This is a genomic window from Sphingomonas sp. IW22, from assembly GCF_041321155.1.
Lineage (GTDB): Bacteria > Pseudomonadota > Alphaproteobacteria > Sphingomonadales > Sphingomonadaceae > Sphingomonas.
In genome coordinates this window covers 93,687-116,481 of record NZ_JBGGWB010000004.1, presented here as the reverse complement: position 1 = coordinate 116,481, position 22,795 = coordinate 93,687, and the positions used below count along the sequence as shown (strand labels likewise).

Here is a 22,795-nt window from a genome sequence, read left to right as displayed (position 1 = left end):
TTGGACTCAATTACCGCACTTCATTCGCGAGCAGATCATTTCAGGATCGATTTCACTGGCGAAACAAAGGCTGGGCTTGTAGAAGACCGGAGAACAAAAGGGGGCCTTATGGCGCGGCGCGTTTTCTTCAGTTTTCACTTCGCGAACGATTTTTGGCGCACCCAGCAAGTGCGTAACATCGGTGCTCTTGAAGGGCAGACTCTTTGCACCGCGAATGCGTGGGAAGAGGTCAAGCGGAAGGGCAAGGCCTCCATCGAAAAATGGATCGATGACAACATGTACGGCAAGAGCTGTGTGGTGGTGCTTGTCGGCTCTGAAACAGCGAACCGGCCTTGGGTAATCCGCGAGATCGTTAAAGGCTGGGATGCCGGCAAAGGAGTGGTCGGTATTCGGATAAACAAACTTCTCGGCCACGACGGGAATTCGTGCACGGCTGGTAGCAATCCGTTTGACGAAGTGGGCTATGGAAATACCGGGAAAAAGCTATCGTCTATAGCGAAGCTGGTCACCCCTTCCGGCACAGATAGCAAGGCAGTCTATGATTCGATCAAGAACGGAATCGAGAGCTGGATTGAGGACGCGATAGCGATCCGCTCAAAGAACTGAGGTAGCTCCGTGAGTTCGGTCTATATCCGATAACAGAGTTTCGATTATGATCGAATACATTACAAAATCCGAGCTTCGGAATTTCGCTGATAAGTTAAATGTTAGCGAACAGGCAAGCCTCAGAAAATCTGCTGCTTCCCGTAGCCTCTCAGGCACCACATTTCTTTCGCACTCGAGCAAAGATGATGATCTGGTCGTTGGCGCTATTCGTGTGTTGGAAGGGCACGGAGCCAGGGTCTATGTTGATGAAATCGACCCGGAAATGCCCCCATACACGACGGAGGAAACGGCGGAGCTGCTAAAGAGCCGTATTCGCCAGACCAAGCGCTTTGTCCTTTTAGCAAGCAAGAATAGCAAGGACAGCCGTTGGGTGCTCTGGGAGTTGGGCGTGGCCGATGGTTATAAAGGGCTGACGAAGATCGCGCTGTTCCCAGCATCCGACAGTTCGCATGAGCAAGCGTGGGCGTCGTGGGAGTATCTGGGATTATACCGCCGCATTGTCTGGGGGGATCTACAGGGTCATCAAAAGCGTGTCTGGATGGTTCTCGACGAGAAAAGGAACACAGCTACGGAGCTTAGCGAATGGCTTGCTGGCGAATGATGAGTTCCCACCCCGTTTAAGCAGTGGCAGGGGGCTGCCAAAATCGCTCCTCAACGACAGCTGGTTGGAGGGCCGGGCTTTCGAAGCGCTCCTCTCGGACGGAAACGTCAAGGTGGCGGTGAAATAACGCAACATAGTCCCGGTCTTCCGTTAGGTCGGGCGCTAAAGACTCAACTTGCGCTCCTACGTCAAGCGTCGCGCCGCCCGTGGAGATTACCGGTATCACTGCAGCCTCGGGTTGCAGGCGTCGAAACATCTCATATTCTTGTATAATTCCTCCCATGCCTCCAATAAAAACTGCTGCTTTGAACTTGTGTTCGGAAAACATGCGTTCACGCATGTTCAGCAAGCTCTTTTCCCGATCCCTTTCGATCTCTTCCGTATAAACCACGTTGTTGAACCGCTCATTGTCCTCGGGATACTCATCCTTGAAATGGCGAGACTGGTAGAGCCGGACCCAGTGTCCGTAATTTATTCCGATGTCTTGCGAGACCACCCAGATCATCGGTGTGATTGCGGGTTGACCACCCCAGACAAGAAGTCTGCGACCAAGTGTGACGTGCACCAAAGCGGAGACTGCGGCTGTAATCGCGACGGTGTCAGCAGTCGCTGCATATTGTGGGCCTCGCTTCGGATCTGGCACGCCCGCCGAAAGAAAAATGGCCTCAGTCATGGTCAATTCTCCCATGCCGCAAGAGCCCATCCGGCTTCGGAAACTTTAATCGTACGGACCGCGCGAATATGATCCCCAAGCCATCGGAGATGAGCATTCCATGCATCACGGATGCCGATATGATCGTAGACCAGTACCGGTATCTCCTGCTGTTCCGCTCGTCGCGCCTTATCGGCCACGTCGTTCAAAATTTCAGCCGTGGGGATTCCGACGATCGGATATGCCCAGATCTTTTCGCCGTCCAGCAACCGCACGGCGACGGCCCGATGTGCACCGACGCCTTCCACTGACGCACCAATTTTTTCGACGTCGGCGCGAAGCTTGCCGGTAATCGACATATATCGAGATGCGATGCTGCGGCTTCTTAGCCGCTCGACCTCCAGGACGATTGTATCTGCCGTTTGGGCTACTATTGGGCCATCCGGCCCTTCGAGTTCCTTTGGGTCAAGATATATAGTCTCTGCAAGATCGGTCAGCTTGTTTGGCGTATGCTCAGGCCAAATTACACGAAGGACCTGAATCTCTTTCGCGCGTGCTCTTCCTATTTCCTGTCGAGTCCAGCGGCTATCGAAATAGGTAGGCGTGTCGAGCATAACCATAACATCAGAATCGACGAGCCTATGCCAAAGCACATCTTGGAACGGATCGCCGGGCCTAATGTCGTGCGTATCCAAGAATACGTCGAATCCGCGGGACGCAAGGAGATCGTGAAGTTGCAACGCAGCTGCTCGGGATTCCACGCGCCGATAGCTCACAAAAACCCGTCGCTGTCGACGAAGCAAACCCACACATTCCAGCATTGCCGACGCGAGTTCAGTCATATTTGGATCGTCAGCGCGCCGCGTTAGCCCATTGATGGGCTGGAGACACTGGGGGATCTGAGCATTGAAGTCTGCGCCAGCGGCAATCGTGGGAATGATGGGCGCGCTCGCTCGGATCAGGTCCTGGGCCGCTTCGAGATCTTGTTGGGCATTTCCTCCAAAATATGCACCTGCGAATGCTGCTGGCTTGTGCCGCCCACCCAGCGATTCCGCATTATGCACAACTATATCGTCCCCCAACGTCAATCCAAAGTCGGAAACGATATCGGTGAGCGTCGCTGTCAGTGTCGCGCGCTCCTCTGGCGTTGCGGCGCCAAGTATGGCCAGTTCATAAATACTCATTGATGTCAGCGACCGGCCGCTTTTGCTGCAGTTTCGATCCAAGCCGGCATGTTGGCATAGCCGTTATCCCGAACCCAATCATACGTCCCGTATAGGTTCGACAGCGGAATATCTCGACCATTCTGCTTTATTGTAAAATAGCTGAGAGGGTTGGTCCCCTGTCGATCAGTCCCGAGTTGCGGATCTTTTACGCTATGGATGTCGATGGCCAATAGACCTTTCCCAAGCTCGTAGCTTCTCTTGATCTCGTGCCGGACCCATTCGCGGTCATACGTCTCCGCGCCAAACAGCACCACCGTCACGGACGTGCCTTTGAGCTGCTCCTCGATCCATTTTTCTATGCCGCCCGTGCGTCTTTTTGCCTCTTCGAACTCTGCCTTGTCATAGAAAGGCTGCGCTTCGCCACCTGGACGAACCACCCAGGAATTGCGGACTTGCACGACCCGTCGAACGTCACGGTCATAGTGAAAGCTAAAGAATACCCGACGCGCCACCGCTTCCCCCCCTCGATCCTCGTTCACTCATATCAAGGCGGGCGCCAGGTGTCAGCAGGCACGGTGAGTGCTTGGGGTAGCTGGTCGCAGCGACACCCTTCGGCATGGCGAGGAAAGCGCCCATTCCATCGAAATGCTTCGGCCAAATCGAGCATGTTGCTTTACTTTCGAAATCGCACCTGTGCGGGCGAGGGAGATGGCCCGTGGTATCAGTGATTCGGGCTGCCTCTGGCGTGCCCAATGTCCCCGCTGGCTTCCCGATTCTGTTCGACGCCGACATGGCGATCATCGAGCCGGCCTTCGTCTGGCTCATGGAGCATGCAGAGCTAAGCGGCCGCGCCCACGCTACGGAAACTGTGCGGACCTACGGCGAGCATCTCCACGATTGGTTCGACTCGCTCGAACAATCGGGGATCGAATGGCGCGAAGCCGACGAACGGGTCATCGCTGCCTATCGCAACCGGATGCTGGAGAATCCCAGCACGCATACCGGGCGGCCCTATGCCCGGACCACGATCAATGCGCGTGTCTCGACCGTCTGCCGCTTCTATGGCTGGGCGTTCGATAAGGGGCTGATCGACCACTGCCCGTGCCGGTTGACTCAGAAGATGACGCTGATGCTCGACGGCGCCTATCGCCCGGGCTTGCAGCGGCGCCAGGTCAATGAGCTGACCGTCTCGCGCCCCGAAAAGCTGCCACGGCCACTGCGCGCCGATGAACTGGCGCGGCTGTTTGCGCATCTGAGGCCCACCGCCCGACTAGCCGCGCAATGGGCGCTCGGGGCGGGTCTGCGCCGCAAGGAACTTTCAGCGCTCGCCGTCGAACAGATCCCGGATAGCTGGCCGCTCGACCTCGACCGCGATCCGCTAGTCGGCGTGCCGCTGCATATCACCAAGGGCGATCGGCCGAGGACGGTCTATCCGCCGCTTCGGCTGCTCGATCACACACACTGGTATATCGGCGAGGAACGCGCCCGGATCGTCCGCCGTATCCGCCGTTCCGACCGGCGCTATCGCGCGCCGTCCAATCTCCTGCTGAACGAGCATGGACGGGCGATGAGGCGCAAGCTCCTGACGGCGCAGCTTGCCGAAGCGTTTGCCGCTTCCGGGCTGCAGGGCACACTGCACTGGCTCCGGCACACCTTTGCGATGGCGATGCTGGCCCGTCTCCAGGTCCAGGCCCGCACCAATCCCGACCTCAACCCGCTCAAGGTCGTGCAGGTGCTGCTCGGCCACGCTTCGATCACGACGACCGCGATCTATCTGCGCTGTGTCGAACTGCACGAGCGCGACCTGAGCGAAAGCCTCGCCTATCTCTATGGCGAGCTGATCCCGGCCGATGGTTAGGAACCGCCTCGATCGGACGCTTCGGCTCGAACCGACGCCGACGGACCATCCGGCGGAGCTCGCCGAAATCCAGTTCCGCGACGAATGGGGCAGGATCGTTCAACGGTTTGACCCGGCGCTGCTCGGAATGCCGGACGACATCAGCGCAGCTATCTCGCGCGCCTTCCGCGATCATGATGTGGCGTCCAGCGCCGCCACCCGCACCTCACGCTGGTTCGCGCTCCGCGTGTTCGGCAGGTTCCTGTGCGAAGATGGGCGTGTCAGGCGCGCGGTCGATCTCGATACGGCGACGATCCGCCGGTTCATTACATGGCTGGCGAAGCCCACCAACGGGCGCAGGCGCGGCGTCCAGTCACAATCCGGTCAGCTCGGTATGATCCGGCCGGTCCTTAAGCGCGCGATCGCGGACAATCCCGGCTTGTTCGCACCGGGCTTCGCCGTTCCCAACAATGCGATCCCGCTCGCCGGCGTCCAGCGGCTACCGCAAGACAGGCTGACGACCTCCGCAATGCGTGCCCTGCTGGCAGTCTGCTATGCCGAGATCGACACTGCCTGGGACAGGTTCCAGCACGGGCAAACCATCGTCGCTCTTCCGAACTTGCCGCTCCGTGGTGGCCGGACCGCCGAACGGGATCGCTGGATATGGAAGCTCCACCGCCTCGGCCACGGCGTCATGCCGCCCGCCCGAGGCTCGGACCTTAACAAGCCCGATCGGCAGCGGATCGCCGACGCAGGCGGGTTCCGTGAGCTGGAAAGCTATCTCCACCTCACGACCGACACGCTGGTTGCGTTCTATATCGTGCTGCTGATCCAGACGGCGGCAAATGCCGGTCCGCTGCGCCAGATCAAGCGCGACTGCCTGGTGCCCCATCCGCTCGAGCGGCATCGCGTCATGGTAGAGTGGGTGAAACCCCGCGCCGGCGGTAAGGTGAAACGCATGCAACGGCGGTCATTCGACAATCGCCGGCCCTATGCGGCGCCTCGCCTGATAGAAAAGCTCCTTGCGATGACGGCGCCGTTGTTGCCGCATGTGGAACCGTCCAGGCGCGATCGGCTGTTCCTGCATCGCTTCCTCATGACGACTGGCCGCCTCGAGCGTGATCATCACGCCGGCCATATCGTGCAGGCCACGTTGCGATCGGCAATGTTGCGCTTCTACGAGCGCCAGAACGCTGCAATTGCCTCGTGGAACGAAGCGCATCCCGAAAAGCCTCGTGCGCTGCTTCCCAACTTCTCGCCCAAGCTGTTCCGCAGCAGCATGGCAAGCGCCCATTATACTGCATCGCAGGGCGACATCATGGCGGCCAAGGCGGTCCTTAATCATACGAGTGTCGCCACCACAGATATCTACGTCGACGGCGATGCCGTTCGCCGCCTCGAACGCGATACGATCGCCCGACTTCAGGCGCTGATGATCACATGGGTCCGCGGCGAGACAATCTCGGATCGCTCGCAACATAGAGGCGCGGATACCGGCGCGCCGGTGACGGCGCTGTTCGGCCACGACTGCCTTCGCCCGACTGACAGCGGACATGCCCATCCTGGTCGCGTGTGCCCGAAACTGGGAGGCTGCCTTGCCTGTCCGGGCCTGATCGTCCCGATCGACCCGGATCATCTCGCGCGGATCGTCCAGGCCACCTGGCATCTTGAAGCTGCGCGGGAGCGGATCGACCCGATCCGGTTCGGCCTCTTTTACGCGCCCAGCCTTCAGGTGCTGACGCAAGACCTGCTACCGGCATTCCCGCCCGAGATGATGCCAGACGCCGAACGGCTCATGTGCGCCCTGCCTTCGCTGCCGGATCTGGAATAGCCTCATGGCCTCCGTCCCGACATCCAGGTTCACCCAGGTTCCGGCTCCATTGCTCGGGAACGAAGGCGTGCCCGCCGCGATGACGTTCAACTGGGGGTTCGAAATGCCGGACGGAAGCCGGTTCAGCGACGATCAGTGGACGCCGCTCCGGCACGCGGCCGAACTGTTCCTGCTCTCGCTGCGGCACGATCCACCCGAAGGCCGGATGCCGCTCCGAAAGGAAACGATCCGCGGCCACTTCAGTCATATCCGCTTCCTTGCCCGATGGATGGCGGCGGAAAACGTCCGACGCTTCAGGGATCTCGATCAGGACACCGTGGGTCGCTTCGTGGCGATGCTGCGCGCGCGCCCGGGCAGGAACGGCGCGTTGCTCTCGCTCAGCACCGCCGAAGGCCATCTCGGCACGATCCGCACCTTCCATATGCAGCGCGACAAGCTGGACGACGCGCCGCCGACGGCACCGCCTCGCGCCGCCTCGGTCGGGAAGCGGCACTGGAAGCCTTATGGCGGTCATCCCTATACCCCTGACGAGATCGCCGTGCCGCTGATCAGCGGGGCAATCGAGTTGCTCGGCGATCCGGCGGACCAGATAATCGCCCTGCGCGACCGTCTCGCAGACCTGTATGAACGGCTCCGACCACGGCACCAGGGACGAATGCTCCACTGGCATATCAGACGCGCGATGCTGGCCGAGCCATGTCCCTGCGCCGATCGGTATCCGAATCCGGAATGGCCACTGCGCCGCCTGGCGTTCATGCTCGACCGGCTTGGCGATGCCTGCTTCACCGTCATCGCCTATCTTGTTGGCGCGCGCGCCTCCGAGATACTCAGGCTTGAAGAGGGCTGCCTCGAACGGCGCGCGACCGACGAAGACGGCGAGGAACACGTCTATCTGGTCGGCACGATCACGAAGACGTCGCTGACGGAACATGGCGACCTCCACCGTTGGCTCGCGCCCGAGCCGGTCCAGCGCGCAATCCACATACTCGAGCGTCTCTCCGCTCCGCTCCGCGAACTCAGCGGCGAGAAGAATCTCTGGCTCCACCAGCTCGGTCGGGGACGATCACCGCTCCCGACGATGATGCCCGTCGCCCGACTGCGGTCACCCATGGTCAATGTCCGCTTGAACGAGCGGCTTGCGCCGTTCCTCGCCTTGCCGGACCACCAAGGCGGCACCTGGCGCCTGACCACCTATCAGGGGCGCAAGACGTTCTCGCGGTTCATCGGGCGGCGCGACCGCACTGGCCTGACGGCGCTGCAACGCCATCTCGGGCATGTCCACCGCGCGATGACCGACCGGGCCTATGTCGGCACCGACTTCGAGCTTGCCGAGTTGATCGACGAGCAGGCCGCCGAAGAAACCCGCAAGGCGCTGGAAGACCTGCTCCTGGCTCCGCACGTTGCGGGGAAGGCGGGCGTCATGCTCTCCGAGCGATCGCCGTTCCGCGGGCGCACGGGATCGGGCGATGTCGATGCCTATATTACCGAAATCCTCGCCGAAACGGATATGCGCCTCGGCGTCTGCGACTGGGGCTATTGCCTTTACCGCCGGGAGACATCCGCTTGCCTCGGCGGCGAGCGCGAGCCGAACCCAGGGCTTCGCACGCAAAGCACCTGCTCAAGTTGCGCCAACTTCGCCGTGACTGACCGGCATAGGCCGGTCTGGGAGGCGCGCCTTAAACGTAACACCGTGCTGACCCAGCGCGATGACCTCGATGCCGAGAGCCGCGCGCTTGCCGAAGCACGCATCCAGGAATCTCTCCGCATCTTGGCCCAGCTCGACAAAGGAAATGCCGATGGCGTCCGAGACTGATCTGTCCACCCCACAGGCCCGTCGGCGGGCGAACACCGATGCACGCCTGCGCGAAGCCCTTGGCGTCCTCGCTAATAACGCGTCCACCGCGCCAACGGTCGCCGGGCTCGCACGAGCAGCCGGGGTCGGCCGCAACATCATCTATACCCACCATGCCGGCGTTCTCGACGCCCTGCGTGAGCTTCAGTCGCAGCGTGAGGCGGCCACTGAAACGGCCGCAGGCGAGGCTGATCGCACACGCTCTGCTCTTCGCGATGCGGAAGCCAGGAACATCGCCCTTGCGACACATAATGCCAGCCTGCTGAAGCGCGCTGTCGAAGCCGAGCAGCGGGCGGAACGGCTCGAACGCCGCAACGCGCAGCTCGTGCAGGAACTCGATCGGATGCGCCGGCCCGTTCCGATCCGCACCAACGCCGAAGCGCCCGATCCCTCTGCTGCCTGAAGGCGGTCACGCCCTAATCGGGCGTCATGCAAGGGGAGAGGGTGAAGGAACGACGGAAATGCGAGCTTTGCGAGGCCAATAAGACAGGTCGATCCAGACCTAATGCAGCCTCAAATGGAAGGTCGCGCCGCAGGATGCCTACCTTCGCGACTGGGCGCCGGCGCAGACCGCCTGGTCTCGCGGTCAGAAGGTCGTTCGCCTGATCGGCTACGATGCGTCGCCCGCCGACAGTCGTCGCTACGCGCACGCCTCCGCCATCGACGACCCCCTGTTCGAGTGCCGCTATCCGCTGCGCGAATGGGGCTGGACCCGCGATCGCTGCGTGGCGCGCATCGTCTCGGCCGGCCTGCCGGTGCCTCCCAAATCAAGCTGCTTCTTTTGCGGAGCGATCCGGCCTGACAAGGTTCGCGCGCTTCCCTCCTGGTGCCTGCGCCTGATTGTCCTGATCGAGGCCCGAGCCGAGCCCCGGCTCCGGTCCGTCGAAGGCCTGTGGCGCCGCTCGACCAAGACCAAGCCGGGCAAGATTACCGACTTTATCCGGGCGGAGCGGCTCCTTCCCGAGGCCGAGATCGCGGCGATCCGCCGCGACGCCCCGACCAACCTGATCCGTTTCCAGGACGCGGCCAGCCTCGTGCCGGTCTCAGAGCGTCCGACGATGGAAGCCTGGATCGCGACCTTCAATGCCGGCCTGATGGAGGCAGAATGACAGACCAGCTCTCCCGCATCGCCACGCTCAACGATCGCGTCCGGCAAGGTCTCGATCCGGCGGCGCGGATCGTCATCACCGCCGCTTGCGCAGCGGCGCTCGCCGAAGGCTCAGACCCCGACGCGACGCTGCGCGCCCATGGCGAATTGCTGATGGCGATCGACCGGTGCGCCTTCGCGGCCGACGAGCGCGATGAACGCCGCCGCGGCGAGGTCCTGTTCAGGGGCAGGGCGATCCGCTTTGCGATCGACTATTATGATCGCTCGCTCGAATGGGGCTCCGAGGATCCGGGCGACCCCGATGTCACGACACGGGTCATGACGATCATGCTGCCCGAAGACGATTAGGTGCCTCGCGCGCCGCTCCATCCCTTTCGGAGGAATGATATGCGCCGGATCACCCCGGCCACGCCCGAGCACGGGCAGGCCATCGCCATCGCGGTCGAACGACTGCGCGAAGCGCGGACTCTTCTCCGCCAGGCTGGCGCCCGCCAGGCGGCGTCGGCCGCCGGCAAGGCGATCAGCAGCGCCGAAGGCGCAGCCCGCCACGTCCAGCACCGGATGCGGCGCAGCGGCGGATAAGCCGCAATGCTCCGCAACCGAGGCCGGGCAGCATGCGTCCGTCCCGGGCGGGGCGGCCGAGCGCGTGCCGGTCAATTCATGCGCGCCGAGGCGCGCACAACCGAAGGAGGTCCATATGGCCGATCGCGTATCCGCCTCGATCATCGTCGGAGGCACGCTCAACGCCGCCGAGTTCGACGAGCTGGTCGACATCATCGCAAGCGAGCGACTCGCCATCGAATGGGACGGCGAGCCTTTCGAAGCGCATCATCATGTCGCGGGTGAGCCGCTCAGCCTCTTCGCCCATGAGGTGGCCGGCGGCAGCTTCGACGATCTCGAAAGCTGGTGCCTTTCCCATCGATTGCCCTTCGTTCGATGGTGCGGCGGCTATTCCGGCCAGTGGGGACCTGAACGCGTCGTTTCGACCGGCGACGAGCGCATCACGTCCTACGCGGTCACCGAGGATGACGAGGTCGTCATCAGCCGAAGCAAGATCGAGATGCTCGGCTCGTTCGAGGCCGTCCTCGCGCATTTCGATACTGCCGAATTCACCGTGCCGCCGCTCGTCGTCCGCGGTGTCGATGCCGACAACCCCGCCAGCCACGGAGGCCGTCATGTCCAATAGCTATACCAAGGCCGCGTTCGGCATTGCGGTCACCAGCGCTGAGGCCGATCTTCTTCACCGCGTCGTCGGCGCGATCGAGATGATCGACGATGCCGAGATAGGCCTCGACGTGCTCGAGGCCCACTATCGCGACCTGGGCGCGGACTTCGCCGCGCTCTTCCCGCGCACGCCGGAGAGCCCGTTCGACGGGCTGCTCGACCTCTTCCGGGACGAAAATTATCCGAGCCTAGATTTCGACATCGACTTCGCCGGGCCCGATGCGGACGGCGTGGTCGTGGTCTTCTTATCGGGCGAGCAGTTCGGCGTGGAGACCGCGGCCAAGCTCATCCAGCGCTGCGCCCCGTCGGCATTGCCGTTCGGTTTCGAGTGGGCGTCGGATTGCGACAGGCTGCGCGCCGGCGAGTTTGGCGGCGGCTATGTCGCGATAACCGCCGACACGATCGAATATGGCCACACCTCGCTGATGCTCGATCGTGCCATCGCCCGGGCGAGCGACGAAGGCGCGGACGGTTTTGTCCTTGCCACGCGCAACGGCGAACCCGGCCTCAGCTTCTGGAACAATGAGGACGGCTTCGGCAGCCTTGCGCGGGCGACCGTGTTCAGCGAGACCGAGGCCGCGAAGTTCGACCTTCCGATCGCGGACGATCAGCCCGAATGGCTGGCGATGCCAGCGCCGCTGCGTCTCTGAGGGCAGCGGGAAGTCCTTTGCGCAGCGCACGCATCCCGATAGCTTGTCATCCGGGAGCCCGCCGATGACTTCGATCCAGACCGACTATGATTCCGCGCGCGCGGCGCTGACGCGCCTGATCCCGATCGCGATGAGCGACACCGGCCAGGCGCGCCGCGTCGCGAACTTCCTGATGGCTTGGTGGAATGGCCCCGATCTCGGCCATTTCGAGATTGCCGATCTCTTCGGCCTCGATATCGCCATCGCCAACGACATCACCAGCGTTATCGGCTTCCTCGGGCAGAACGACCGCGGCGCCGTCTACATCGATAGCTTGGGCTTTGCCGAGGAGATGCAGGACATCATCGCCCTTTGGCGTCCTTCGCTCGCGCGAAAGTCCTGACTCCCGTTCCACTCGGTCAGTGACACGATCCCGACGGCGCCGAAGTGGCGCTTGTCGGAGCGGCGCTGACGCGCCTTACTCGGCCGAACGGCCGAGGAGAGGAGGGGGTCAGAGAAGGTGTTCGGACAAGGGGTTCGAGCGAACTTTCTCAGGAGACCACCCATGAACATCGGCACCATCACCCAGAACGCCAGCGGCACCTACACCGGCAAGATCTCGACGCTGACCATCGCGATCGTGATCGCGCTGCGCACCGTCCACTCCGCCAATCCCCGCGCGCCCAAGTTCGAGATCCTCGCGCTCTCGGCTGCCCGCCAGTGGGTTCAGGTCGGCGCGCTGTTCGAACTCTCGTCCAACTCGACCGGCGAGACCTTCCTCAACGGCAAGATCGAGGATCCGAGCCTCGACAAGCCGCTCTACATCTCGGCCTTCCGCCAGGAGGACGGCTCCTACAACATCGTCTGGTCGCGTCCGACGCGCCGCCGCGATGCGCCCACCGACACGGTCGCGGCCGACGACGGCCTGCCGCCGCTGCCGGGCGCGGGCGAGCCGGCGGCGCCGGCAGGCACGGACGGGCTCGGCGAATCCTCGGCCGATGGCGCGTTCGGCGGAGAGCCCGCCTCCGGTGGCGAGCCCGCTTCCGGCGGCCGTCGCCGCCGCCAGCCCGAGATGGCCGACTGACCTCACGCCGTGCGCCTCATCGGGCGCACGGATCACCAGGGCTCGCTTCGCTCCCCCCGGCGAAGCGGGCCCTTTTTTCTGTTTCCGGCTATAGGCCGGACACCGATCTTCGGTAGAATCCGGGAAGCCGCGGACACGCGGTCAGCAAGGAGTGCCGATGGCGGCCGATGATCAACCCGTTTCCTGGACCGGCCGCTTCACCGACCTCGGGCGGGACGATCAACGAGCGCTTGCAGCGCTTGTGAAAGACGGCGGGGCGATCCCCGACACGATCGAACGTATCCTGCCGCGGCTCGGCCGAAGCCACCGCGTGGAACTGCTTCGCGAGCCCGGAACCAATCGCATCGTCGGTGCCGGCGTCCTCAAAGACCCGTCCACAAACTACCGTTGCAAGAAGTTCGCCGAGGCCGGCGTGGCAATCGATGGCTATGAGGATGCCCCGGAACTTGGCTACATCGTCGTGGCAAAGGACATGGAAGGGCAGGGCCTCGGGGAGCGCCTCGTTCGCGCCGTGGCCGATCCGCTCACCAAAGCCTGCTTCGCCACGACCGACAATCCCAGGATGCACGGGAAGCTGAGCCGGGCGGGCTTCTCGCGCCAAGGCCAGGACTGGCAAGGCGCCAGAGGGAACCTCTCGCTCTGGACGCGACCTGCCCGATAGTCAGCCGCCGTCCTTGAATTTATCCGGAAACTCCGTATATTCCGGGCAGGAGAATCGCCATGCCCCAGACCGCCAGTTCCGTCGAGGTCTCGAAATCCTTCGGCCGCTTCAGCCGCCAGGCCCTCGAGAGCCCGCTGACCATCACCCATCATGGGCATGAAAGCCTCGTGCTTCTGTCGCATGCCGAATATCAGCGGCTCAAGAGCCGTGATCGTCAGGTCTACACGCTCGACAACATCCCGGACGAGATTGCCGAGGGCGTGCGCGCCGCGCGAGCGCCTGCCGAGGCAGCCGCGTTCGATAACGAGGTCGAGTCCTGACGCGTGAAAATACCTGAACCGGTTCCAGGCCTCGTCATCCGCTACGCCTATCTCTGGAGCCACGAAGCCAAGGCCGGCCACGAAGAGGGCAGCAAGGACCGCCCCTGCGCCATCCTCCTGACCGCAACCACCAAGGCCGGCGCAAGAATGGTCACCGTCCTTCCGGTGACGCACACGCCCCCGGCTGACCCTAAACTCGCGGTGGAGATCCCGGCGGCCACGAAGGCGCGCCTTGGCCTCGACGACGAGCGATCATGGGTGATCCTCACCGAACTCAACCACTTCCAATGGCCCGGCCCCGACCTGCGTCCAGCGCCCGGCGATCCGGCCGGCGACGTCGCATACGGCGTGCTCCCGGCCAGCCTCTACGAGACCATTCGCACGCGTTGGCTTGCCGCCTACGACGCTGGCAAGATCGCCCAGGTTAAGCGGACCTCCTGACCCATTGCGCCGCCAGACGCGTCCAATGAGATGACGCTGCATTTGCCGGTCAATCGCCGATCGGCCCCGCATCGACGTGGTGGGTCCCCGTCATCCTTTGGTGCCAGCGCCTTTCCGTCGCCGGTTCCTGACACCTGCGGCGAGACGGCCGCGTCCCACAACCCCATCCGCTCGCCCGTGTTGCCGCTACGCGGCTGCCCGCGCCAGCTCGCTCCCGGGGTTTCCCTCCGCGCTTCGCGCTCCGGTGTCGGCCGCGCCCGCACGCCGCTCTTCGGTGTCACCGGCGGAAAGGCCGCCGCAGCATCGGAAGGAGCAGTCCCATGAACAACGTCAACATCACCGGCCGGGTCGCCAAGGACCCCGAGACGCGCGGCACCGTCACCACCCTCATCGTCGCGACCGATCGCGTGAAGCTCAGGGACGGCAAGACCTATGTCGACGAGGCCACCGGCTACACCGCCAAGGAAACCGAGTTTCACAAGATCACCTGCTTCAACGGTCTCGGCCGTGCCGCCGCGATCCGGGAGAAGGGCAACGTGGTCGCGATCACCGGCCGCCTGCATTATTCGAGCTGGGAGGACCGCGACGGCGTGACGCGCTACGGCTGCGAGATCATCGCCGACAAGATCGACTTCTTCTGAAGCGCAACGGAGCGGCGCTCACGCGCCGCTCTGTCCGCCTGTGTTCAGGCCGGAAGCCGCATCGCCGGCGCCGGGATCGTCGGCGTCAGCAGGTCGGCCACGCTCTGCGTGAAACCCAGCGCCAGCACCACCTCGTCGCGCGACAGGGTGAAGCTGCGCGCCAAGCCGTCGACCAGCAGATCCTTGAACCGCGCGGCGAGTGCCTCCGCGGCGTCCCGGATCATGGCCTCGTCCATCGCCAATCTCATGACGCTCTCCATGCATCGTGATCCTGCGCCCCGACTCCGTATAGCATTTTTCGTGCCGCCGGCGGACCGACAATCGATCGATCGATGTCAGTCGAGCTGGCCCGGGTAGTTTTGGCGGCGGCCCGCCTCGAGATTGCGCACCATGTTGTCGACACCGATCTCGAAGAACTCGGCGAAATGGAAATTGGCGTGCTCCCTGAGCTTCCACTGGTGCTCCGAGATCACGGCGATCACAGCATTGGCGAGCGCGATAACCGCAGACCCTTCAAGCGGATAATCCTCGTAGATTCGCCCCGGATCGAGGAAATACTTCTTGTCCAGGTGCGCGAAGAACCGGTCCCGGCGGCCCATGATCGCCGCGATCGTCGGCCGATGACTCTCGAGCGCCGCGACCTGCGCGTCGAGCACATCGGCGGGTGGTGTGCCCGCCTTCCAGGTGATGTTTTCCCGGTTCTTCCGGCAGAACTCCAGAAACGCAAAGATGCTGCCCTCCGCCCGGCGGGGATCCTCGAGCAGCCGCGCGACGGCCAGGTGGAGGTCGGTCTCGGCCGACAGCATCAATGGGTAGAGGATCGGCTCGATCTTCCAGAGGCGATCGCCATGGTTCTCATGCTGGCGCAGCAGCTGCGCATAGACGCCGAGCTTGGCGGCCAGGCCCGGTGGCTCGGTTCCGTGCAGCAGCGTCGCATAGCGCGACAATCGCTCCTCATAATTTGCCTGGATCAGGGCCTTCACGCGCACTCCGCAGGTTCGTCAAAGACGCTGCTTGCCAGATTTGCCCGCCGCCTGCGACCTGCCGTCGTCGCGCTGTCATCAACCGCCAATGGTTCGACGCATCCCACCCTGCGGGCGGGACCGGCGCTCTACTCGCTGTCGCTCCCGGAGCCCCGTCTCCGCCGGGTCTCCGCCCTTACGGGTGACGATCACCTTGCGGGGAGCGTGAGGAGAGGTGGTGACCAAAAAATCTCTCTCTCTGAATTCCTAGTTGTGACGTGCGGGGATCCGAGCCCGTCAAGGATGAGCGGTTCCCCCAATTTTCACGCACCCTGCGCTGCGCTCCGGGCCCGAGAAAATCGGCTCCCCCGCTCCCCGCTTCGCGGCGTTAACCGGGATCCGACTGGCGCCGGCTTCCCGGTTAACGTCCCTGACCGGCACGACCGCCGCACGTCGAATGAGAAGCCTCATCGAATGGATGAGATTCCAAGGAGGCTATCATGCAGACCAGTTTCACCAACTTCGCCGACCTCGCCAGCCACATTGCCGCCGCGCGCGAAAACGAGGACCTGACCCAGACCTACGAAGGCGCTTTCATCGAGCATAGCGAGATGGCCAAGCTCAGCATCGTCGAGGCGCCGGAAGCGCTGGACATGCCCGACCCCGAGCAAGTCCGGGCCGCCGTCGAGATGATGATGCAGACGATGTTCGATGTGCTGCGCGACACGCGCATGGAGGCCTTCGCGACCGATCTCGCCTGGGGTTTCGCGAACAGCTTCCACGTCGTGGCGAAGCGGATCGAGGGCCGGGAGGACGACGCGGCCAAGAAGCTCGGCGACCTCGCCCGCGCCTACGACCCCTCCGAGATCTACGCGACCGAACTGGAGGACACGCAGCTCCTGTGTCAGACGCTGCAAGGTTGCCGGGAAGCGATGGAATGCATGCGCGACCACGCCGCCGAAGTATATCGCGTCGAAACCGGCAAGCCCTTCTCGCCGGTCCGGGGAAGCAGGGTGTCGAGCGCGCTCAACGCATCGATGATCGACGCCCGCGACTATCTCGCCTCACGCGCCCGCGAGCGCCGCGAACAGTTCGCGCCCGAAGGACCTGTGGTGGCCTTCTCGGGCGGTCAGGTCTGGGAAGACGGCGACCTGCTCTGGAAGGGTCTCGACAGCATCAAGGCGCGCATCCCGGAGATGATCCTCGCGACGACCGCGCAGGCCAAGGGGTGCGATGCCGTGGCGCACGCATGGGCCGCCTCGCGCGGCGTAAAGGTAATCCAGTTCCGCCTCGATCGCAGCCAGGGCAACCGCGCCGCCTTCGTCCGCAACGACCGCATCCTCAACCTCAAGCCGGTCGAAGCGGTCATCTGCGAAGGCTCGGGCATCCAGCAGAATCTCGCCCAGAAGCTGCGGCAGGCGGGTGTTCCGCTGCACATCGTCCGCCTCACCCAGCAGCGGGGCCAACGCGCCGCCTGAGGCGCTTGTCCGAGAGGCTCCGGCGTAAGCCGGGGCCTCTCTTCCTTTCTTGCGTCGACAAGCGGCGCTCAGGGGCATCGAGCCCCTTCGCGCCGCGAGACTGAGCGCCTGCGCGCTCGCTCCGGCATCCCGCCGCTGGCGGAAAAGGAGAGGGGGAGGATCGGCTGCGGTTCAACAAGGGAGGACGAGATGTCCATCACGTTCCGTATCGCGACGGCGGCCGATGACCAGCCGGGTCCGCGAGCCACCATCAACGCCCGGCAACTCGCCGCCTTCCGGACTTTCCTTCGCGAGGAAAGCGCCCGCTGCAGAGCCGTTCTGCTCGACCCCGACGCGCCCGAGGACGAGTATCTTTCCTATCACTTCGAAGCACGCGTCTGCCCACTCGCGCTGGCCGCGATCGCGAGGATTTTCGACTTCGACGCGGACGTCATCAGCGTCGTCGAAGAGGCCCAGTTCCGATGCCGCCGGGTCAGCGTATGGCGGGACGAGGGGGCAGCAACGATCGCCATGCGGGTCGCTCTCACCTCCGATCGGGGCCTCGAACTCGATCTCGCCTCGGGCAACGCCGCTGTCCTGCTTGAGAGCCTCGGACTGGCGCCGGACAGCATCGGCGAAATACCCATAGATGCCGTCCGCGTGCGGCTTGCCAACCCGGCCGTCCGGCGCCGTGCGGAGGAGGAGGGGATCACCCCGTATCTTGATCGGCTCGACCAGCTCATCGGCCTGGCCGACGCCGACGACACTTCGCGGCTGGAATGGGCATAGCCTCCGCCCGTTCCCGCCGCCGAAGGAGGGCGCGTCACCTCGCATGGCGCGCCCTTTTTTGCCGCTCAGGCTTGCGCCGAATTGCCGGGCGCGGGCTTCAGGAGGGCATCGATCGCGCGTTGCAGATGAAGCGACGCCTCGTCCTCGCCGATCGCGCCGAGATACTCGCGCGCCTGACGCATCAGCGCCAAGGCGAGCGCCCGTGTCACGCCCGGATCCTTCTCGTTGAGGTCCATATCGCATTCCGGAGCGCGACCATCATCGGAGCAACTTGGGCGCTCTCGCCAAGCAACTCCCGCGCTGGGGCGCGGGAGCCGGGGCTGGTAACACGTCGAGACATGCGCCTACGCTTTTAGTGCCGAGGCACCTGGACATATGCGCAGGCACCCCGGCGTGAAACCACACCGAGTTGCCTTTCTCGACGGGATTACCAGTCCCGGCGCCACGGCCTTCGCAGCGCAGCGCGGGAACTAACACAGACCATCCGCGACACCAAGGCACAGCGGCCATGCCCTACTGCCACTGCGACGGGCACCCCTGATCAGCCCTTGGGCGGGGTCGCGCGCCCGGCTCCTCTTCTCTCCCTCCGCCAAAACGGCGGCGTCTCGAACGAAAGGGCGCTCGAGCGCTCAATCCCCTCGCACCTGGAGCGCAACCATGACCGTATCCGCAACCCACGCTGCCGTCGCCGCCATCGCATCGATCGACCGCGAAACGGCACGGCTGCGGCGCCTCCTCAACCACCGAGAAACCTTTCTCTCCGGAATCGATCGCGCCGCCCTCACGACCGCCGAAAACGCCCGGATCGCGGAGCGGGAAGCGGCCCTGTCGCTGGAGCTTCGGCTCCGCGAGATTGAAGGGGACGCGCTCCTCTGGAGGCTGTTCCATGACGGCATGGAATAGCGAAGGCTGCCAGACGCAGGCTCGCTCGCGTGACGCGCGGACCCGCCGGTCCGCACGCCGCTACGCCTCGGCCTGGTCCTCCGACCGAGAGGAAACATCTCTCACAGTCTTCCCATTCTTTCGGCCGGGCGAGGCCGCCTCAAGGACGGCGGGGCCCCACCATTTTCTCCGGCGGATCGAGCGCAGCGCTCCCCCCTCGACACCGGTGGCCGCCGAAGAAAATCGTGACCCCCACCGCCGCTGCGCGGTCGCCGGCAAGCCGGCGATCCTTGACCCGACCTCACCCGCCCGACGCGCCTTCCCCTGTCATTCAAGACAGACAGGAGCATAGCCATGCAGACGATCACCAACACCGCCGCCGCCCACAACAACGCCTACTTCGCAGCGGTCGCCAACGCGGAACGCCGGGCGCTTCACAGCTTCTTCGATCAACATGTCATCGAGGACGAAGAGCAGGGGTATCTCGCCATCGACGAGGGCGATTACGGGAACCTGACGCCGGCGATGATCGACCGGATCGTCTACACCGCGCCGGGCGGGGTCCTCGACGAATTCTGAGACCGACAAAAAGGGGAGGCGCGCGCGTCGCCTCTCCCCTTTTTTTGCTGGAAGGAATACGGGCATAGGGGGCATCGAACCCCCTATGCCCGTGCCGCGGCGCTGCCGCGGCAGGCTGGGTTCAGGCCCTCAGCCGCTTTTCAACCTCGTCGATTCCGAGCGATTTTACCCGCTCGACGATCGCGGTCAGCCGCCTGATTTCAAGCTTCAGCAGGCCCGCTTTTTCCACCGCCGTTATGGCCTGCTCGCGCTCTCGCTCTTCGAGCTTTCGGCGCCGTTCCTCCAATCGCTGTGCATCCGCTTCGAACGCTGCGCGCTCCTGTTCCAGTGTCTTTGCCATAGGTGCCTCTGTTCAAGGCTGATCGGGCTATGAACAGTCCGACCATAGCGGGAGAGCCTCCGCCCCGGAAGGAGAAGAATGGTGCGGGGGCGCATCGGGCTTCACGCCCGATGACGGCTCTATTCGCTAGGGCTGCCGCACCCCGTTGGGGCCCGGCAACCCAACCTCACGGAGCCAAGGCAAGCGCCTTGTCTCCGCCCATTCGGGTGACGATCCTCGCCTGACCAAGGCGCCCGCTGGTGGCCCCTGACTTCGCGCGGGTCGATTCTCGCCGTTCCGCCTGCCGGCGGACCTCTGCCCAGCCGGACCCGGCTACGGGCCATTTCCAACGACCTCCGGACAGGTCCGGGACCATATAGCGGTCTCTTGGGATATGCGCACACCCTACGCACCTTAAGGTGCATATATGGAGAAAAATCCAATAAAATCAGTAGTCGAGACTGAAGTTCAGCCCGACAGTTCGGATGATCCCTATGGCTATCTGGTCCCTCGAAATCGGCTGATTTCCGCGACTTGCGAGAGCAGTTCGGCTATGGATGATGGCCTTATGGTCCCCAGCCGGCAAAAGCCCGGTCGCCGGGCATATCTCGACGGTAATTTCGCGCGGCGTAAGCTGCCGCTGCGGGCGAGGGAATACTGCATTTGGGACACCATGCTGCCGGGCTTCGGGCTGAGGGTTCGGCCGACGAGTCGGTACTACTGGTTCGTGCGCCTACGCCATCGCGGCAAGCATCGGCGTGTGTCGCTCGGCCGCACGACCGACGTCGATGCCGAGCTGGCGCGGACCCAGGCGCGGCGCTTGCTGGCGGAGGTCACGCTGGACGGCCTGCCCAAGCGCACGGTGGTCAAGGCCACGCCGCTCTTCACCGACTATGTCGAAACCTACTGGTCCGATATCGCGCGTTGCTGGAAGCCGTCCACAACCAAGCGTAACCGTGACGCATGGCAACGTGACCTTGCCCCGGTGTTCGGGCATCTTCGCGTCGCCGACGTGACCCGAGCCGACATCACACGCTGGCGCGACGATTGTGCCGGGGATCGCGAGTCGAAGTATAACCGTGCCATCCCGGTCCTGGCCGCGCTGTTCAAATATGCCGAGGCGCTGCATCTGCGGCGCAAGGGCTCCAATCCCTGCCGGGGGATGCCGCGCTACAAGCGGCAGGCCTGCGAGCGCTATCTCTCGCCGCTCGAATATCGCCGCATGGGCGCGGCGCTGCGGGAAGCCGAAGCGGACCATCCCGCAGAGGTCGCGATCGTCCGTCTGCTGCTCTATACCGGCGCGCGCATCAGCGAAATCCGGGACCTGCGCTGGGAATGGGTGCGACCGCCGCAGCTGGCGCTGCCCGACAGCAAGACCGGACCCAAGACCATCTGGCTGAACAGTCAGGCGCTAGCGATCCTCGAAGCCCAGCCCCGGCGCGAGGACTGCCCATATGTCTTTCCCAATGTCCTGGGGACTGGCCCGCTTACTCTCAATAACTGGTGGCCGGGTTTTCGCCGCACCTGTGCCTTGCCGGACGTTCGCATCCATGACCTGCGGCACAGTTTCGCCTCCACCGCAATCATGGACAATGTGCCGCTCGCCACAATCGGAAAGCTGCTGGGGCACGTCCTGCCCGAGACGACCGCGAAATATGCGCATCTCTCCGACGATGTGATCGCCGACGCGGCTGCGAGAATTTCGGGCAATCTTGCCCAGGCGATAGGGCTGCGCGCATGACCGCCCTTGCGCTCAAGCAGATCGTCGCCGAGGCGCTGGCGGAGGTCGGGGCGAATGTCGTCTATATGCGGCTCCCGAAGGGCAAGCCGCGCAGGACGACCTGGCTCGGCGTCGAGCACGGCTTCGGCATCCGTCACTATGCGACCGGCCGCAAGGTCTACATCGTGCAGACCCGGATGGCCGGTCGCCTGCGCACGGTGACGATCGGTTCAGCGGCGGTCATCACGCGCCACCAGGCCACGATCGTCGCGCGGCGCGTGATCGCCTATGCGCAGGTTGGTCTTGATCCGGCGACCGAACGCCAGCGCATCCGTTCCGCGCCCCGTTTCGATGATTTCCTGACGGAATACTGGGAGCGCTGGTCGCCGCACTGGAAGCCATCGACCTACTACACCCATGAGAAATACTGCCAACTCTACCTCAAAGACGCCTTCCCCGGCATCTTCATCGATGCGCTGAACGAGGCGGACGTCACCAGATGGTTTGCCGATCTCAACAACCGGATCGGTCCCGGCGGCGCCAACCGCGTGATGTCGATCCTCAACAACATGCTCAACAAGGCGGAGAGTTGGGGCTATCGGCTGGAGAACACCAATCCTTGCCGGAGCGTTCGCCTCTATCGCAAGCGCAAGTGCGAGCGCTTCCTGAGCCTTGCAGAACTGGAGCGGCTGGGCGAGGTGTTGGCGCGAATGCGGGCGGGCGACGACAAGGCAAGGTCGCTCGCCGCCACGGCCGTCGCGCTTCTGCTGCTGACCGGATGCAGGGTGGGCGAGATCATTGGCCTGCAATGGCAGGACGTGCGCGGAAACCGGCTGAAGCTGCGCGACAGCAAGACCGGGCCGCGCGTTGTCTGGCTGGGGGATGAGGCCAGAGCGCTGATCGACGAACTCCCAAGGCACAAAAGCATTCCCTGGCTGTTCTGGAGCCCGCGTTATCGCAAACCGTGGCGCACCATCGATCATTATTGGCACGAAATCCGCGCGAAAGCGGGCCTTCGCGGCGTGCGCCTCCACGACCTTCGACACACATTCGCCAGCCATGCAGCGATGAACAAGGAGACGCTGCCGATGATCGGCCGTCTGCTCGGTCATGCCAACCCGCAATCGACAGCGCGCTATGCCCATCTTGATGATGAGCATGTCCTGGACACTGCGGAGCAGATCGGCACGGTTATTGAAAGGATGTTGGGGTGAGAGGTGCCTAAATTAACAGATCGCGAACTCAACGTCGCAAGCCTCATAACCGACGCCTGCCGCTGCCGGACGATTCCAGGAGATGGCGCGGGTCGCGGTCGGCGCTGGGCATGGGAGGACAATAGCCGCGATTTTGAGCGCGAGCGATGACGGGTTGGCATGTATATGAAAACGCTGTGAAACAGCCTTTGCGTGTGAGTCAGAATGATGCAATATGTTG

29 protein-coding genes and 1 pseudogene are annotated in these 22,795 nt (G+C 63.7%); 23 read left to right on the top strand and 7 right to left on the bottom strand.

Annotated elements, in window-relative coordinates; genetic code table 11:
- Both ACAX61_RS15300 and ACAX61_RS15295 read left to right on the top strand, forming a co-directional pair.
- Positions 1–606 (top strand): TIR domain-containing protein, encoded by a 606-nt coding sequence (locus ACAX61_RS15300; protein WP_370715635.1) that lies wholly within the window; start codon positions 1–3, stop codon positions 604–606.
- A 46-nt stretch (positions 607–652) separates the two neighbouring features.
- Positions 653–1,207 (top strand): toll/interleukin-1 receptor domain-containing protein, encoded by a 555-nt coding sequence (locus ACAX61_RS15295; protein WP_370715634.1) that lies wholly within the window; start codon positions 653–655, stop codon positions 1,205–1,207.
- Positions 1,208–1,223: 16 nt separating this feature from the next.
- Here the strand turns inward: ACAX61_RS15295 and thcA are convergent, their stop codons facing one another.
- From thcA to ACAX61_RS15280, 3 genes are read right to left on the bottom strand one after another with little or no spacing between them, the layout of a single operon-like run.
- Entirely contained in the window at positions 1,224–1,880 is a 657-nt protein-coding gene (thcA, locus tag ACAX61_RS15290) for a Thoeris type III anti-phage system protein ThcA (RefSeq protein WP_025160956.1), read from the bottom strand.
- A 2-nt stretch (positions 1,881–1,882) separates the two neighbouring features.
- Complete coding sequence (gene thcB4, locus ACAX61_RS15285; RefSeq protein WP_370715633.1) at positions 1,883–3,043, bottom strand: Thoeris type III anti-phage system protein ThcB4; 1,161 nt, start codon at positions 3,041–3,043, stop codon at positions 1,883–1,885.
- A 5-nt stretch (positions 3,044–3,048) separates the two neighbouring features.
- Entirely contained in the window at positions 3,049–3,537 is a 489-nt protein-coding gene (locus tag ACAX61_RS15280) for a TIR domain-containing protein (RefSeq protein ID WP_370715632.1), read from the bottom strand.
- A 203-nt stretch (positions 3,538–3,740) separates the two neighbouring features.
- Here ACAX61_RS15280 and ACAX61_RS15275 point away from each other — a divergent pair, with 203 nt between their 5' ends.
- The 15 genes and pseudogenes from ACAX61_RS15275 to ACAX61_RS15205 all read left to right on the top strand — a co-directional run bounded on the left by ACAX61_RS15275 (position 3,741) and on the right by ACAX61_RS15205 (position 14,653).
- Positions 3,741–4,883 carry a tyrosine-type recombinase/integrase gene (locus tag ACAX61_RS15275; protein WP_370715631.1) on the top strand — a complete coding sequence of 381 codons (1,143 nt, stop codon included), beginning with the start codon at positions 3,741–3,743 and terminating at the stop codon, positions 4,881–4,883.
- Positions 4,876–6,693, top strand: coding sequence for a site-specific integrase (locus ACAX61_RS15270; protein ID WP_292624071.1), 1,818 nt, complete (start codon positions 4,876–4,878; stop codon positions 6,691–6,693). The genes ACAX61_RS15275 and ACAX61_RS15270 overlap by 8 nt, the downstream gene beginning before the upstream one ends.
- A gap of 67 nt (positions 6,694–6,760) precedes the next feature.
- A complete protein-coding gene (locus ACAX61_RS15265; protein WP_370715630.1) occupies positions 6,761–8,506 on the top strand; it encodes an integrase in 1,746 nt (581 codons plus the stop codon).
- Positions 8,490–8,948, top strand: a complete 459-nt coding sequence (locus tag ACAX61_RS15260) for a hypothetical protein (RefSeq protein WP_292624067.1) — start codon at positions 8,490–8,492, stop codon at positions 8,946–8,948. Before ACAX61_RS15265 ends, ACAX61_RS15260 begins: the two co-directional genes overlap by 17 nt.
- Positions 8,949–9,051: 103 nt before the next feature.
- Positions 9,052–9,654: pseudogene (locus tag ACAX61_RS15255) on the top strand (hypothetical protein); the annotation flags it as partial.
- Positions 9,651–10,001 carry a DUF3768 domain-containing protein gene (locus tag ACAX61_RS15250; RefSeq protein ID WP_037448212.1) on the top strand — a complete coding sequence of 117 codons (351 nt, stop codon included), beginning with the start codon at positions 9,651–9,653 and terminating at the stop codon, positions 9,999–10,001. The pseudogene ACAX61_RS15255 and the gene ACAX61_RS15250, both read left to right, overlap by 4 nt.
- Before the next feature lie 39 nt (positions 10,002–10,040).
- Positions 10,041–10,235: a hypothetical protein gene (locus ACAX61_RS15245; protein WP_037448208.1), complete on the top strand. Its 195-nt coding sequence runs from the start codon at positions 10,041–10,043 to the stop codon at positions 10,233–10,235.
- A gap of 115 nt (positions 10,236–10,350) precedes the next feature.
- The gene (locus ACAX61_RS15240) at positions 10,351–10,839 is read left to right on the top strand and encodes a hypothetical protein (protein WP_170170816.1); all 489 of its coding nucleotides are present in this window, start codon (positions 10,351–10,353) and stop codon (positions 10,837–10,839) included.
- The gene (locus tag ACAX61_RS15235) at positions 10,829–11,527 is read left to right on the top strand and encodes a hypothetical protein (protein ID WP_037448204.1); all 699 of its coding nucleotides are present in this window, start codon (positions 10,829–10,831) and stop codon (positions 11,525–11,527) included. The genes ACAX61_RS15240 and ACAX61_RS15235 overlap by 11 nt, the downstream gene beginning before the upstream one ends.
- A 64-nt stretch (positions 11,528–11,591) precedes the next feature.
- The gene (locus tag ACAX61_RS15230) at positions 11,592–11,909 is read left to right on the top strand and encodes a DUF7673 family protein (RefSeq protein ID WP_037448201.1); all 318 of its coding nucleotides are present in this window, start codon (positions 11,592–11,594) and stop codon (positions 11,907–11,909) included.
- Positions 11,910–12,071: 162 nt separating this feature from the next.
- The gene (locus ACAX61_RS15225) at positions 12,072–12,590 is read left to right on the top strand and encodes a DUF736 domain-containing protein (protein WP_093067962.1); all 519 of its coding nucleotides are present in this window, start codon (positions 12,072–12,074) and stop codon (positions 12,588–12,590) included.
- Between the two features lie 157 nt (positions 12,591–12,747).
- Positions 12,748–13,251, top strand: a complete 504-nt coding sequence (locus tag ACAX61_RS15220) for an N-acetyltransferase (RefSeq protein ID WP_037448195.1) — start codon at positions 12,748–12,750, stop codon at positions 13,249–13,251.
- Positions 13,252–13,310: 59 nt separating this feature from the next.
- Positions 13,311–13,571: a type II toxin-antitoxin system Phd/YefM family antitoxin gene (locus ACAX61_RS15215; RefSeq protein WP_037448192.1), complete on the top strand. Its 261-nt coding sequence runs from the start codon at positions 13,311–13,313 to the stop codon at positions 13,569–13,571.
- Between the two features lie 3 nt (positions 13,572–13,574).
- Positions 13,575–14,012, top strand: coding sequence for a hypothetical protein (locus ACAX61_RS15210; protein WP_037448189.1), 438 nt, complete (start codon positions 13,575–13,577; stop codon positions 14,010–14,012).
- A 320-nt stretch (positions 14,013–14,332) separates the two neighbouring features.
- Entirely contained in the window at positions 14,333–14,653 is a 321-nt protein-coding gene (locus ACAX61_RS15205; protein ID WP_037448186.1) for a single-stranded DNA-binding protein, read from the top strand.
- Between the two features lie 44 nt (positions 14,654–14,697).
- On the opposite strand, the gene ACAX61_RS15200 is transcribed toward ACAX61_RS15205, so the two are convergent.
- Entirely contained in the window at positions 14,698–14,901 is a 204-nt protein-coding gene (locus ACAX61_RS15200; RefSeq protein WP_233447709.1) for a hypothetical protein, read from the bottom strand.
- Between the two features lie 87 nt (positions 14,902–14,988).
- Positions 14,989–15,636 carry an AbiU2 domain-containing protein gene (locus ACAX61_RS15195; RefSeq protein ID WP_370715629.1) on the bottom strand — a complete coding sequence of 216 codons (648 nt, stop codon included), beginning with the start codon at positions 15,634–15,636 and terminating at the stop codon, positions 14,989–14,991.
- Between the two features lie 479 nt (positions 15,637–16,115).
- On the opposite strand from ACAX61_RS15195, the gene ACAX61_RS15190 reads away from it, so the two are divergent.
- Positions 16,116–17,093 carry a DUF2493 domain-containing protein gene (locus ACAX61_RS15190; protein ID WP_037448183.1) on the top strand — a complete coding sequence of 326 codons (978 nt, stop codon included), beginning with the start codon at positions 16,116–16,118 and terminating at the stop codon, positions 17,091–17,093.
- Positions 17,094–17,282: 189 nt separating this feature from the next.
- Positions 17,283–17,861, top strand: a complete 579-nt coding sequence (locus ACAX61_RS15185; RefSeq protein WP_046408783.1) for a hypothetical protein — start codon at positions 17,283–17,285, stop codon at positions 17,859–17,861.
- 65 nt (positions 17,862–17,926) lie between these two features.
- On the opposite strand, the gene ACAX61_RS15180 is transcribed toward ACAX61_RS15185, so the two are convergent.
- Positions 17,927–18,097, bottom strand: a complete 171-nt coding sequence (locus ACAX61_RS15180; RefSeq protein ID WP_164521873.1) for a hypothetical protein — start codon at positions 18,095–18,097, stop codon at positions 17,927–17,929.
- A 421-nt stretch (positions 18,098–18,518) separates the two neighbouring features.
- Between ACAX61_RS15180 and ACAX61_RS15175 the strand changes: the two genes are divergently transcribed.
- Both ACAX61_RS15175 and ACAX61_RS15170 read left to right on the top strand, forming a co-directional pair.
- Positions 18,519–18,764, top strand: coding sequence for a hypothetical protein (locus ACAX61_RS15175; RefSeq protein ID WP_037448177.1), 246 nt, complete (start codon positions 18,519–18,521; stop codon positions 18,762–18,764).
- Positions 18,765–19,097: 333 nt separating this feature from the next.
- Entirely contained in the window at positions 19,098–19,322 is a 225-nt protein-coding gene (locus ACAX61_RS15170) for a hypothetical protein (RefSeq protein WP_037448174.1), read from the top strand.
- A gap of 121 nt (positions 19,323–19,443) precedes the next feature.
- Here ACAX61_RS15170 and ACAX61_RS15165 read toward each other — a convergent pair whose 3' ends face one another.
- A complete protein-coding gene (locus ACAX61_RS15165; RefSeq protein WP_037448170.1) occupies positions 19,444–19,662 on the bottom strand; it encodes a hypothetical protein in 219 nt (72 codons plus the stop codon).
- A gap of 532 nt (positions 19,663–20,194) precedes the next feature.
- Between ACAX61_RS15165 and ACAX61_RS15160 the strand changes: the two genes are divergently transcribed.
- Both ACAX61_RS15160 and ACAX61_RS15155 read left to right on the top strand, forming a co-directional pair.
- Positions 20,195–21,382 (top strand): site-specific integrase, encoded by a 1,188-nt coding sequence (locus ACAX61_RS15160; protein ID WP_370715628.1) that lies wholly within the window; start codon positions 20,195–20,197, stop codon positions 21,380–21,382.
- Positions 21,379–22,575, top strand: coding sequence for a site-specific integrase (locus ACAX61_RS15155; protein WP_370715626.1), 1,197 nt, complete (start codon positions 21,379–21,381; stop codon positions 22,573–22,575). Before ACAX61_RS15160 ends, ACAX61_RS15155 begins: the two co-directional genes overlap by 4 nt.
- Positions 22,576–22,795: the final 220 nt, after the last annotated feature.